Here is a 12,403-nt window from a genome sequence, read left to right as displayed (position 1 = left end):
GTGGCCCATAAGCAATGGCACCATAAATCATGTTAGGGGGAGAAAACATTGACTAGAGCAGGGGAAGGGTTGGAGCCTCAAATAACGCCGCGGCCGGCGCTTGGACGTCTGAAGCCTTACACGGCGGGTAAACCCATCTGGGAAGTGCAGCAAGAATACGGACTGGATCGCGTCATTAAGCTGGCTTCCAATGAAAATTCGCTTGGTCCTTCGCCAAAAGCATTGCAAGCCATTCAGAATCAGCTGCCTGACCTGCACCGTTATCCCGATGAACGCTCGTCGGTTCTTGCGCAAGCGCTTGGTCGGCACCTGGGATTGGCAGCGAATCAATTCATCGTGACGAACGGCGGAGATGAGCTGATCATGCTGATTTCACGGGCGTATCTGGAGCCTGGCGACGAGATTGTGGTGCCCGATCCGACATTTAGCGAATACGAATTTGGCGCATTTCTCATGTCGGGCACGGTCATTAAGGTGCCGCTGCGCGAGCCATATGCTTTCTCAGCTGAAGATATGCTGGCCGTCATTACGGAACGTACCAAAATCGTTTACCTGTGCACCCCGAATAATCCTACAGGCACCTACATGCCAGAGTCTGAAATGAGAAAGCTGCTCGACAGCCTTCCGGATCGCGTGCTGGTGGTCATCGATACCGCATACCGCCATTATGCCACGGCCTCCGATTATTCGGACGGCATCGATTTCATCAAGTCGGGTTATCCGGTCATCACCCTCAATACCTTCTCTAAAATTTATGGGCTTGCGGGCATTCGAGTCGGGTACGGCGCGGCTTCCGAAGGGATCATCCGCACGCTGCTGCAGGTTAAGGAGCCCTTTAACGTGAATGCATTGGCACAGGCAGCGGCCGCGGCCGCGCTCGGAGATGAAGAACATGTCGATGCATCCCGCCGGATGAATGAACAAGGAAGGCACCAAATCTATGAGGGACTGAGCCGATTATCGATTCCTTATGTCGAGAGCATGAGCAATTTCATTCTGGCAGAGCTTGGCGAACATGCAGACGACATCTACCATCAGCTGCTGGAACGGGGGATCATCGTCCGGTCAGCCAAAGGGTGGGGGCTTCCGCGTCATATTCGGATTTCGGTAGGAACCGTGGAAGAAAATCAAGGTTTGCTGGACGCTTTACGCGAGATCCTGGTCCATTCAACATAAACCGTTGAAGAAGGAATACAAAGGCATTACCCGGGAGGCAAGGATCACGTCAATAATCTTGCAGCAACCAACTCATCCTAAACAAAAAAAGAGCCGCAGGCGCGGCTCTTTTTGTTTTGAGTTCCATCTGTTTTTGATCCATTTTTCCGGGACCTACAGGTTTTTAAGATTGCCACGATTCTCAATGACGGTCGTCACGCTCAGCTTGAAATCCAGATCGGGATAATACGTCGTTCTCCAATCCTGCAGTTGTTCGCGGGTCAGATGGTTTCTGAAATGTTGTCCCAAGGCCAGTATATCCGCTTGTTCTTTTTGCGTTTGCTTAAACATCCGATTCAGCCTGGTGGTGAGCAGTTCTTCCAGCTTCCCGTTGATCTGCTCTTCCGTCGGGTGTCCCCTGGAGTCCAGGATGGTGACTTTCAGCCTGAGATGGCTTCGAAGGTAAGGTCTTCCATCCTTCATCCAGCTGCGATGAGTCAGCCTGTTGCTAATGATTTGAACGGTGGCGCTGTTCATAACCTCGACCTTCCCGAATGCGCTTTTTCCGTAAAAGGCATTGGCAACAAGGGTTTCGTCAGGACCGATTCGACCTGTCATCCTGCCATTCTTGATGATGGCTGAGCCTACGCATTCGATACTGGTGGATCTGCCTGCGCGAATGATCGGGACGATCACGTCGTGCGTATAGGAATGAATGCTTCGAAACATTTGCCATACGCGTGTGTCCGCCAACTGGGGGTTCCAACCGGCGTTTTTTTCAAAAAAATCATAAACGATGCTGCCGCTGTGCTCCGATTTCGCCTGCAATTCCGAAAAGAATTGATCCAGCTCTTCATCGCAGATCGCTAAAAGCGTTTTGGAAGAGATGTCCCTGGACCGATTAAAAGCGGAAATAATGTCTTCCATCCCCTTGCTGGCAAAGTTCTTATCCACGATGACGATTTTCAAATGCAGCAGATCCACTTGAGTCTCCATGTTCATGCTCATATGATCGATGATTTCATTGATGGTGTTGCCCGTGTCCGAAACGATATTGACAGTGCTGGTTTCATTCGTGACCGGAATGTCCAGAAACACCTTATATTGATTCTCCTCGGTTAACGAAATGCCCATGATCACCGGAAGCGAGCGATGGTTAATGTCTTTGTTATCCCAACAGCCTGCAAGCAAGGGGACCAGGGCGGCCAGCATGAGGAAGCACTTCAAAGGATGGCGGATGTTGAGCGGGTTGTCCATTTCAGGTTACCTCCGTTGCACGGTTTGTTTTGTGCTTGTGCCGCCATCCGATAAGGAACGTGATCAGCGGAAGCACCAGGAAAATATACAATCGCAATGGAATGATCAACACCTGCAAATTCTTGAGGTAATTCCAGTTGGGGATGGCCAAGGATATGGCAAACAGACCAGCGGTCAGAGCAATCAACGGATAGACCCTGGAGACGTTCGGGACAGCCTTCTGGGCAAGCGTCGCAAGGACCCATAGGGTTACTCCCAAGTACATCAGCGCAAACGCCATCAGACTTAATAAGAAGAATATCGTGATCCGATCAAACAACAGCCAGGTGATATTCACGGTATCTATGGTCATCAGCATAGGAAATTGGTATAACTCGGCAGTGGCTTGGCCAAAGGTCAGAAGCGGCAAATAGACCGATAAGAAGAACATGGGCAGCAGCAGAAGGGAGCCGAGCATCATTTTCTTGAGACTGATATGTATGGATGGAGGCAGCAATCCCAGGAAAAAGGAGCCGCCTGCGTAAACGAATAAACTGACCAGAAAATCGGGCTTTGCGATGAAATGCAAGGTTTGCTCGCGGTCAATGAGCGGCAGCAAATAATACCAATCCACATTTTGAAAGCCTAGGCAGAGAACAAACAAAATGGGGAACATGAACAACACAACCAACAGGACGCTGGTTCGAGCCATGCTGGACATTCCTTGCCACGCCATGAGAAAACCAATCGCAATCAATAGCAGCTGGACCGCCCACAACGGCGTGCTCGATAAGAAGACCAAAGTTAACATCTCGGAATAGGCCCTCAATGCTACGATGATAGCGATGCCGAAGTAAAAGAAAGCAGGAAGCAATAAGATCCACGCCAGGTATTTGCCGGTGCTGCGGAACATATCCACGACATTCGGCTGGGAGGCCCATTTGAGACCTTTAATGTACATATAAAGGGCAGCTGCATGCAGCGCATAGCTGATGGAGATTCCGATCCAGTGGCCCGTGTCCATGCCGGAAAACATGTCGGAGGGATAGAGGAAAAAAATAAGCCCCATATGACAAATCAGGTACAGGATGGTTGCTTGATAACCGTTCTTATCCATTTCGTTCATCCTTCTGATTCAATATTGGTAACGACAAGTAAGGAATCCCCATACTTTTTTGATGGCCCATATACGCACAGATGACAACGATTCCAGCAAGTAATCCCAGCATGCCATAGATGGCGGATAGTATGATCAGCAGATACTTGAACACTCGCACAGTTACGGAGTTTTGGAAACCTACCACCGTAGAAGAAGCTATGGTTGTACCCGCCAGCACAATAATCAACAGGTTGCTGACGAGTTTGGCGGATACGGCAGCTTGGCCAAGTATAATGCCGCCAACCATCGTAATGGTAGGACCCACGCTTTTGGGCAGACGGATGCTCGCTTCCAGGATGAGCTCCAGAACGATAAGGAGCAGCAGCGTCTCGACAAAGGCGGGATAAGGGACTTCTTGCCGGCTGTTAGCAATCGAGAGAGCCAGTTGAAGCCGAAGAACCTCAGGATTGACGGATACCAGGGCAACATAGAGTCCGGGAATAATCGTCGCGATCAATACGCCGACGATTCTCAAGAATCGGATCAGGTACATGAAGGGGAGGGGATAATTATGATCGTCCTTCATGCAGAACATATCCATGACAAGGCTGGGGATAATGATTGCGAACGGATAACGGTCAAGCATTAACACGGCCTTGCCCTGCTGAAGGGAGTGGGCTGCATTCTGCGGAAGTTCCGTCATGTTGAGGTTGGTAACGAGCGACCACGTGTTGACGCCAAGCATCTTCTCGAGCTGCTGGATATGATGAACATCCTGATCCAGACCCGCTTTGATTTTGGCTTGAATGGATTGTAATAAACGGGGTTTGATCTTGTCTTGCTGATAGATTAACAATAAGGATTTGGGATGGCTCTTTCCGACGGTGTACGTTTCCACTTGCAAGGAGGATCCGGTGCAATGTTTTCGAAGAATGCCGATGTTCGTATTGATATCTTCGAGAAAGGCGCTGCTGGAGCCGTATAATGTGTTCTCGGTTTCGGGAGATGCGACGGAGCGGGTGACAGTTTTCGATATCGGAAGAACGGCGCTGCAGGTTCCGGACACAGGTTCCAGAATGATCAGGTGGCCCTTCATGATGTCGGGTACAACCACTTCCAATTTGGGTTCAACAAGCTCGCCCACGATTTTAAGCAGATCAGCGGGCGGCAGGGCGATTTCGGTTAGATTCGAGGTTTGGGTTTGAAGCGATGCGATGCTCTGGGGAATATCCACTAATGAATCCAAACCGATCACCTGGACATGATATTGCAGCAATCGAATTTCAACATTGAAATAATCGGCGTTCGCTTTGAAGTATTCAGCCAGGCTTTCATTGAGATTCATATCTGCATCCGCTCCCAAGCCATACTTAATGTTAGATATCATTTCCATTTCAGCCTCTGCTTTATGCATGAAAAGTACGACCCGCTGATGTCACAATCGCATTGCCTTAATTGTCTATATGTTGGAATAGACGAAAAAGGAGAGAAACTGAATGGAAAAAATGCTCATTATTAATGCTCATCCGAAGGTGGAAGCAGCCGCCTCTGTCAGTTTACAGGTGCTTCAGCATTTTGTAGAGGCGTACACGAAATGGAATCCAGCAGGGATAATCGAACAGGTAGATTTATACCGCGATCATATACCTGCGATTGACTACAGGGTTCTTGAGGCATGGAGCAAAAAGGGAAGAGGGGAGCCGCTTAACGAAGAGGAGCAGCAGATCACGGACCGGATGTCCGTCATCCTGAGGCAGTTTAAGGATGCGCGGAAGTATGTCATTGCCATGCCATTGCACAATTTCAACGTTCCGTCCAAGCTTAAGGATTATATCGACAACATCCTCATCGCAAGGGAGACGTTTCGATACACGGAGAACGGTTCGGAAGGTTTGCTAACCGATGGCCGAAGTTTGCTGGTTATTCAGGCAAGTGACGCCATTTACACGAATAATGACTGGTATACCGAGGTGGAATACTCTCATAAATACCTGAAATCCATGTTTAACTTCATGGGGATCATGGATGATCAGATCATCCGGGCGCAAGGGAATGCCATTCTGGATCCAGGTGAAATTCTGGAGAAAGCTTTTCAGGAAGCCGAAACAGCTGCGAAGGCCTTGGCTATGGCGGAGATTTCGAATAAAGAGCCGATACAAAGTGGATTAACGGAATAGGAATGTGCCATGAACAAGGCTGCCTGATGGCAGCCTTGTTTATATGTATCCGTGATCCTTTAAATAAGCATGCAGGAGCATCATTCCGTCACGGATCTCGCCAGGCTCAAGATGGCCGTAGCCAAACAGCAGCTTGTTGGCGTGGAGACCTTTTTGAATGCTGTGATAATCCAGCGGCGTGATGCGTATTCGATCTTGCCTGATCTTCTGCCTGAAAGCCTCGTCAAAGACAGCACCGGGAAACCCTACAGCAATATGCAAACCGGCTGCATCCCCCCAAGAACACCAATCATCTCCGAAGTGTTCATGTAATGAAGACAAGAGGACCTGCCTGCGTTCGCCGTAGATCTTACGCATTTTCCCGATATGCCTGTCAAATTTTCGGGTATGTAAAAATTCGGCCAAAGCAGCCTGTTCAAAAGGGGGATTCTGCACATCGGTATGGGTACGTAACCGGCTCCAGCTTTGTTGAAGCTGACGGGGAACCACCGCGTAACCGATGCGAAGCGCAGGGAATAGAACCTTGCTGAATGTGCCTACATAGACCACCCTATCGGGATCCATGGCATATAAAGGCGAGACGGAATCCCCGTAATATCTGAACTCGCTGTCATAATCGTCCTCAATGATATAGCTGCCGTTCTTCCTGGCGTAACGAATAAGGTCAGCGCGCCGGTCGGCCGGCAGGATACCGCCAAGTGGAAAATGGTGAGAGGGGGTGACATACACGGGAGCACTTGATTTGCCGCCCAGCAGATCTGTTTGCATGCCGCATTCGTCCACGGGAACTGGATGTATGCGATACCCTTTATTGATAAACGTTTGCAGCATCTCGATATTGCAAGGATCTTCAAACCATATCTCCTGACGGTCCCGAAAGAGCAAATCGGCAAGGACGCTGAGCGCATGCGTCGCGCCTGCCGTTATGTATATATCCTGGGCATCCACGCTGAGCCCTTTGCTGCGATATAGCCATAAAGCGATTTCATTGCGCAGCGCCGGCAGGCCCTGGGGCCCCGTATAACCCAGCAGGGCGGAGCTCATGCCGCCAAGGGTTTTCGATGAAATTTGCTGCCATGCGTACCGCGGGAATAATCTCAGTTCTGGCTGGCCCGTGCGAAAATCCGCTGCAAAGTCAGGAGGACCTTCTTTCTGCGCCCGTGGTGCGGCGTCAGTCGGAGGCTCCAGCACGATGCCTGGGGCGACGCGCGTCGGCGCTCCTTGCCTGCTGACCACATAGCCCTCGACGTTCAGCATGTCCAGAGCTTCGTTGACCGTGGCACGAGATACGTTCAGAACCCTGGCCAATTGACGGGAAGAGGGGACGGCTTCTCCTGACGGCAGGTTTCCTTGAACGATCTTATCCCTTATGGCCAAATAAATTTGGCGTTTGAGCGAAACTTCGCTGTTCCGATCTAATTTGATTCCCCACATGTAGGATCGACCTCCAACTGGTATGCTTATATTTGTGTTCAACTGGCTCTTTGATCATACCAGTTAATTTCATATGATTGTAGCATAGATTAGCGGTTATCGATTGGAGATTTTAAGGGGGTGTGATCATGTTGGAACGATGGAAAGGGATGCTTTATTTAATGGGGGCCTTCACGCTGGCAGGAACCTCTGTCATCACGGCATGGCTGTTGAACGGAAAGTTAGGTGCGTTTACGATAACGGCGGCCAGCTTATTGCTGGCTTTGTTATGCATGCTTCCTCTTTGCATGAAGGATTTGAGGAGAACGGTTGGAAGGCTGTCATGGGGTGTATGGGGGTATCTGTTTTTTCAGGCGCTCTTGGGTATGTTTCTGTTCCGGATGTTTCTATTGCATGGCCTTCTTCATACCAGCACGGCAGAAGCCGGAATACTCACGGGGACTACGCCCGCTTTTACCGTGATGTTGGCATTCACGATCCTGAAAGAATCGGTTAGCGGCAGCAAGCTGGCAGGCTTTCTCAGCACGGTAGGAGGCATCCTCGTATTACAAGGCATGCTCACGCCCGGCCTTTCTTTCAAGGTGCAGCACATATACGGGAATCTGCTGGTGATCTGCGCGGCTCTAAGCGAATCCGGCTTTAACCTGCTATCTCGTATCGGTTCGGTGAAGCAAACGGCTTCTCCAAACCATACCATCCATCCTGTAGTCCAAACAACGCTCGTCTCGGCGATCGCCTTCCTATTATGCTTGATTCCCGCAGGTTTCGAGGATCCTGTCCATTCTCTGGCCGCCATCGGGTTACGAGAATGGCTGGCACTGATATGGTATGGTCCGATCGTGACGGCCGCGGCGTTCATCATGTGGTATGCCGGCATCAAGCGCTGCCATGTTTCAACAGCTGCCGCTTTTTCCGGCATGATGCCTTTCACTTCTCTATTGTTATCTGTCATGGTACTAAAAGAACCCGCTGGATGGGAGCAGTGGGGCGGAGGCATCCTGGTCGTTCTCGGTATGTTCCTCATTGGCAGGCAGCAGGCCATAAGCCCTCCGTCGACCAAACAGCTTCAGTCGGAACATGGAAGCCTAGCTGGAGTGAGGGAATAGGTTAACAAAAAGAAGCAGCGTTGATCGCTGCTTCTTTGGCTTGAGGAATCGGCAAGGCTCAGCATTTCAAGAGACTGGGATGCTATGATGCTTAAATGCTATTTTTCTTCGGGTCTCTTGATTTGAAGCGGCGGCGGAATGAGCCATCCTTTTTCCTTATTCATTTGAAGAATCCGTACACCCTGAGCCGTCTTGGCGAGATGATATTTAGCGAATAACGCACCGATATCCTCCCGGATCGATTGTCCCATGATTTGGCTGCATGCTACCAGTCCGAGCGAGGTGTCCGCTGCGATTTTGGCCGCGATTTCCGGATCCGTGAATCTGGCGCCGGCCGGAATATCCTCAAGTTTGACAGGGGGTCTTTCGGGAAGCCCCGGTGCGGGCGGGATTCCGTTGTCGGTAAGCAGCTCATCGCATTCTTTAATCTCGAGTTTAGCCTGTTCCAGCAGATCATTTAGAATTTTTTTAAGGTCTTTATCTCCCGCATGATTCAAATATGCCTCGTAGCAGGACACCATTCCCTTTGCCAGCATGGAGGATTCCCATACGCTAAAAATCTCCCCGTAATGCATGGGCTCATCTTTAGGGTTTCCGCTTAATATACCCATCCATATTCGCTCCTTTAATATTTATCCAAACAGAGTCATTATGTACAGGAGGGTATTGTTTCATTCTAATCAGAACGAAATTCTCGGAAATTTGCAGGAAATCATTGTATCGGATGCTGACGCAAGGATAAAGAGGGCCAGATCAACCTCATCGTTCCGGAAAAACCAGATCTCGCAGTTGCGAAAGTGCTGCAAGATCCGGCGGTTTGTATAAAAAATAATTATAATCATACGGCCTATATATATGAGTTTGTTGAGGATGATACCCTTGAGTGCAAGGAGGGATTTGGATGCGTTTATTTCCTGTCACTTACTCGCTTCTGTCTAAACAAGCGGTAGGGTTACATATCCAACACCATTATGAGATCGGTTCCGTTGTGAAAATTCAGTATTTCTTGCGGGGTATGAACGATACGTATGCTGTAGAAACCGAGGTTGATAAGTATATCTTCCGTATCTATAGGGCTGATCGAAGAAACAGGCCTGACATCGAGTTTGAATTGGAATTGCTGCGGTTTCTCAGTGCAAACGGGATCAGCGTGTCAGAGCCCATTCCGGGAAAAGACGGCGCGTACCTTAGCGGATTTAACGTCATGGAGGGAACCCGGTACGGGGTTCTATATCAATATGCGGAAGGACACGAGATGCCGATTCACGCCGCAGCGGACAGTTACCGGTTCGGTGAATCCATCGGCCATATGCATAAGGCGGCGGATCAATTTGAAAGTCGGTCTGCAAGGGAACGGCTGGATATGGAGTTTCTTATAGATCGGCCTTTATCCATCATCAGATCCTATATGGAGCATCGGTTGACGGATGTTAACTACCTTAGTGAAATGGCAACGGAACTTAAGAAACGAATCTCGGAGTTTAAGGTTCAAGGTTTAGATTGGGGCGTGTGCCACGGAGATTTGCACGGCAATACGAATGCTGCGTGGACAGAGGACGGAAAGCTGACCCATTATGATTTTGATTTATGCGGTTACGGCTGGAGAGCTTACGATATTGCGGAGTTTAGGCTGGCCAGAGAAATACATAGCAGACATGACCCCGAGGAAGTCGAAAGATTATGGGACGCCTTTCTGAGAGGGTATTGTAGCGCCAGATCTCTCGGCGAAAATGATCTAGCTGCAGTCCCTGTATTTGTTGCCACTCGGCAGCTTTGGCTCTTTGGTCTATGCTTTCGCGATTCGGAATTTGTGGGCATTGCCGACTTTGATGAAGGTTTTATAGATAGCAAAATGCAGTATTTCAAGCGTTTGGAATATGTCTAGGATGGAGGTAAATATATGAAAGTTACCGTGGAGTTAACCGATGCTTCAACCAAATTTATGATTAACAATCTATATCCGCTATATTTGCATGATTTATCGGAGATATGGGGGTGGAAGCCCAATCGATACGGCGTCTTTGAAGATGACGATACTAGAACCTTATATGACCAGAATCAAGTTTTTGATATATGGTGGGAGAAGCCCTCGGTTTTGTTTCCCTATCTGATTCGAGTGGATGGTATCCCGGCAGGCTTTGCCTTGGTAGCAACCCCGCCATACACGTTTGGCAGTGAATTTTACATGAATGAGTTTTTTGTTATGAAACCCTTCCGAGGCAAACATGTTGCTGAGAATGCTGCATCGCAAGTGTTCGGCAAGCATGCCGGCAGCTGGGAAGTCCAGACGAATGCCACCGATCGCAATAAACGGGCGCAGGCATTCTGGAGAAAGACGATGCACAACTATGTTTCGCCCTCTCCCATGCAGGAATTTGTTGCAGCGAGGGACGACAAAGAGATGCTGATCTTTCAGTTTGTTACATCGCGGGTGTAAAGTCTGACATACCTATATGTCTTCTAAACAAAAGAAGTGATCGACATGGCGAAAAAACAATTCATACTTGAGGTATGAGTTGTTTTTTTATTTATGGTTCGGGTGTCCCTTTTTTGGAAGATGAGGGGTTATACAGACGTAAATAAGATTTACATGGAGGTGCGTCTTCGAATTGGATTCGATCGAGGAGTACGTGAGACGTGTTAAGGCCGGTGAGGTGGATTGTTTCGAGCCTATCGTCGAAACGTACAAAAAACAGATTTACCTATATTGCTGCCGAATGCTCGGCTGCAAGCAGGATGCGCAGGATGCCGTCCAGGAAATCTTTATCAAAGCGTTTACCAAGCTTAATACCTATGAAGCCAAGGTTTCGTTCTCATCATGGTTATACAAGATTGCATATCATCATTGTCTCAATATTCTTCGTAAGCGACGAGTTCGCATGCGAGTAAGCCGACTGATCAAACCTACGGGTTATGCTGATAGCGTGGAAGAGACGCTGGAGCGCAAGTGGTTTAGCGAACCGTTGGAATATGCCATGACCAAGCTCTCGGCAGAGGAGCGAAATCTGCTTGTGTTGCGGGTTTTTGAAGATAGACCATTTACGGAGATTGCGCAGATTCTGGATAAGAATCTAAGCGCGGTGAAGAAAAAATATGCTCGGATGAAACAGAAAGTCATCCAACTGATTCAGGAGAAGGAGGGGACGGGGTTATGCGAGATTCGGGACAGCCGGAGCAAGATCGAATTCTGAGAAGCATGGAATTGCACTCTGTGGATGAAGAAGTAGACGTGACTCCCGCCATCATGCAAAAGGTGCGACAAATTCACCGGAAGAAACACGGAAGAAATGACGGCAATTGGAAGAAAACCTTAATGATCGCAATGCTTACTGCGATTTTGATTCTTTCGTCGCTTAGTGTTTACGCCAGTCATTATTTGATACAGATCAAGAACAAGGAAGGCGAAGTCATTCTGTCTACCATAAAGCCATGGAAATATTCCGAATCGGAATATAACGCCAAACGTGTGAAAGAGACGGAAGAAGAGCTGAGAAAGAGGTTAAAGCCGGGAGAACAGGCGGTATTTTATATCAAGGACCTGCACATGACGCCACTCGTCAAAGAACAACCTCTGAATTATTTTTATATGTTGACTAAGCATTCAAATTATCAGGAACTCGCAAAAGAAATCGAGGATAAAGGCGCTCCCGTGCTTCAAGAGCCTGAATTTGTACCGAAAGGGTATCGTTTTGATTATGGACAGATTCAAATTAGGAACAATCCCGTATGGGGCACACCGGAGTATGAAACGCTTCTGAATGAACTCAAAGAGCAGGCAGAGAAGTCGGATGTAGAACAGGGACTGTTCTATAAGATTGTTCCTTGGTTCAAGATTGCATCTACAGGAATGGAATATCGTAAAGGCGAATATCGGATCAAGATGGTAGCTTTTGCCCGAGAGAAGGGCTCCAAGGCCGGGGTGCCCACAAACCAAGCCATAAAAATAAAGGTGAAAGGGAAAGAAATGATTCTGTCAGCCAGTCCATCCAGCCCTTCGCGCAGCTTGACTTGGCTAAGTGACAATGAAGAGGTGCTGTATATCATTAAGGATGACCCAAAGGATCCGTTGTCCAAGGATGAGTTTGCGAAGATCGCAGCTGGTCTTGTTTCGGAATAAACGGTGAGCCGCTTTTTTTTACAAAATGTCCCTTTTTGATGACGGCAAGGTGTTATATAAGATGTTATTAAAACCAACT

Annotated in this window: 12 protein-coding genes; 7 read left to right on the top strand and 5 right to left on the bottom strand. The window is 48.6% G+C overall.

The genetic code is table 11. From position 1 onward, the window contains the following. Nucleotides 1–48 precede the first annotated feature (48 nt). Entirely contained in the window at nucleotides 49–1,176 is a 1,128-nt protein-coding gene (gene hisC, locus BMX45_RS20590) for a histidinol-phosphate transaminase (protein ID WP_090911379.1), read from the top strand. A gap of 153 nt (nucleotides 1,177–1,329) precedes the next feature. On the opposite strand, the gene BMX45_RS20585 is transcribed toward hisC, so the two are convergent. Genes BMX45_RS20585 through BMX45_RS20575 form a run of 3 tightly spaced genes read right to left on the bottom strand, consistent with a single transcriptional unit; the run spans nucleotide 1,330 to nucleotide 4,904 of the window. After that, nucleotides 1,330–2,412, bottom strand: a complete 1,083-nt coding sequence (locus BMX45_RS20585; protein WP_090911376.1) for a Ger(x)C family spore germination protein — start codon at nucleotides 2,410–2,412, stop codon at nucleotides 1,330–1,332. 1 nt (nucleotide 2,413) lies between these two features. Next, nucleotides 2,414–3,508: a GerAB/ArcD/ProY family transporter gene (locus tag BMX45_RS20580; protein ID WP_090911374.1), complete on the bottom strand. Its 1,095-nt coding sequence runs from the start codon at nucleotides 3,506–3,508 to the stop codon at nucleotides 2,414–2,416. Then, entirely contained in the window at nucleotides 3,501–4,904 is a 1,404-nt protein-coding gene (locus tag BMX45_RS20575) for a spore germination protein (RefSeq protein ID WP_254778165.1), read from the bottom strand. The genes BMX45_RS20580 and BMX45_RS20575 overlap by 8 nt, the downstream gene beginning before the upstream one ends. Before the next feature lie 82 nt (nucleotides 4,905–4,986). Between BMX45_RS20575 and BMX45_RS20570 the strand changes: the two genes are divergently transcribed. After that, nucleotides 4,987–5,667: an FMN-dependent NADH-azoreductase gene (locus BMX45_RS20570; protein ID WP_090911371.1), complete on the top strand. Its 681-nt coding sequence runs from the start codon at nucleotides 4,987–4,989 to the stop codon at nucleotides 5,665–5,667. A 39-nt stretch (nucleotides 5,668–5,706) separates the two neighbouring features. Here the strand turns inward: BMX45_RS20570 and BMX45_RS20565 are convergent, their stop codons facing one another. Then, nucleotides 5,707–7,101: a MocR-like pyridoxine biosynthesis transcription factor PdxR gene (locus tag BMX45_RS20565; protein WP_090911369.1), complete on the bottom strand. Its 1,395-nt coding sequence runs from the start codon at nucleotides 7,099–7,101 to the stop codon at nucleotides 5,707–5,709. A 128-nt stretch (nucleotides 7,102–7,229) separates the two neighbouring features. On the opposite strand from BMX45_RS20565, the gene BMX45_RS20560 reads away from it, so the two are divergent. Further along, the gene (locus BMX45_RS20560) at nucleotides 7,230–8,207 is read left to right on the top strand and encodes a DMT family transporter (RefSeq protein ID WP_254778164.1); all 978 of its coding nucleotides are present in this window, start codon (nucleotides 7,230–7,232) and stop codon (nucleotides 8,205–8,207) included. Between the two features lie 98 nt (nucleotides 8,208–8,305). Here the strand turns inward: BMX45_RS20560 and BMX45_RS20555 are convergent, their stop codons facing one another. Further along, nucleotides 8,306–8,818 (bottom strand): DUF3231 family protein, encoded by a 513-nt coding sequence (locus BMX45_RS20555; protein WP_090911365.1) that lies wholly within the window; start codon nucleotides 8,816–8,818, stop codon nucleotides 8,306–8,308. Between the two features lie 290 nt (nucleotides 8,819–9,108). On the opposite strand from BMX45_RS20555, the gene BMX45_RS20550 reads away from it, so the two are divergent. From BMX45_RS20550 to BMX45_RS20535, 4 genes are all read left to right on the top strand, one after another. Beyond that, nucleotides 9,109–10,092, top strand: coding sequence for a phosphotransferase (locus BMX45_RS20550; RefSeq protein WP_090911363.1), 984 nt, complete (start codon nucleotides 9,109–9,111; stop codon nucleotides 10,090–10,092). A 15-nt stretch (nucleotides 10,093–10,107) separates the two neighbouring features. Further along, nucleotides 10,108–10,644 carry a GNAT family N-acetyltransferase gene (locus BMX45_RS20545; protein WP_090911361.1) on the top strand — a complete coding sequence of 179 codons (537 nt, stop codon included), beginning with the start codon at nucleotides 10,108–10,110 and terminating at the stop codon, nucleotides 10,642–10,644. 193 nt (nucleotides 10,645–10,837) lie between these two features. Continuing rightward, a complete protein-coding gene (locus BMX45_RS20540; protein ID WP_254778163.1) occupies nucleotides 10,838–11,398 on the top strand; it encodes an RNA polymerase sigma factor in 561 nt (186 codons plus the stop codon). Continuing rightward, nucleotides 11,359–12,324 carry a hypothetical protein gene (locus tag BMX45_RS20535; protein ID WP_254778162.1) on the top strand — a complete coding sequence of 322 codons (966 nt, stop codon included), beginning with the start codon at nucleotides 11,359–11,361 and terminating at the stop codon, nucleotides 12,322–12,324. Before BMX45_RS20540 ends, BMX45_RS20535 begins: the two co-directional genes overlap by 40 nt. The last annotated feature ends 79 nt before the right edge of the window (nucleotides 12,325–12,403 follow it).

This window comes from Paenibacillus sp. cl141a (assembly GCF_900109305.1).
In the GTDB taxonomy this organism is placed as follows: Bacteria; Bacillota; Bacilli; order Paenibacillales; family Paenibacillaceae; genus Paenibacillus_AQ; species Paenibacillus_AQ lautus_A.
Note: the sequence above shows the minus strand (reverse complement) of the source record. Positions and strands in the feature narration are given on the sequence as shown.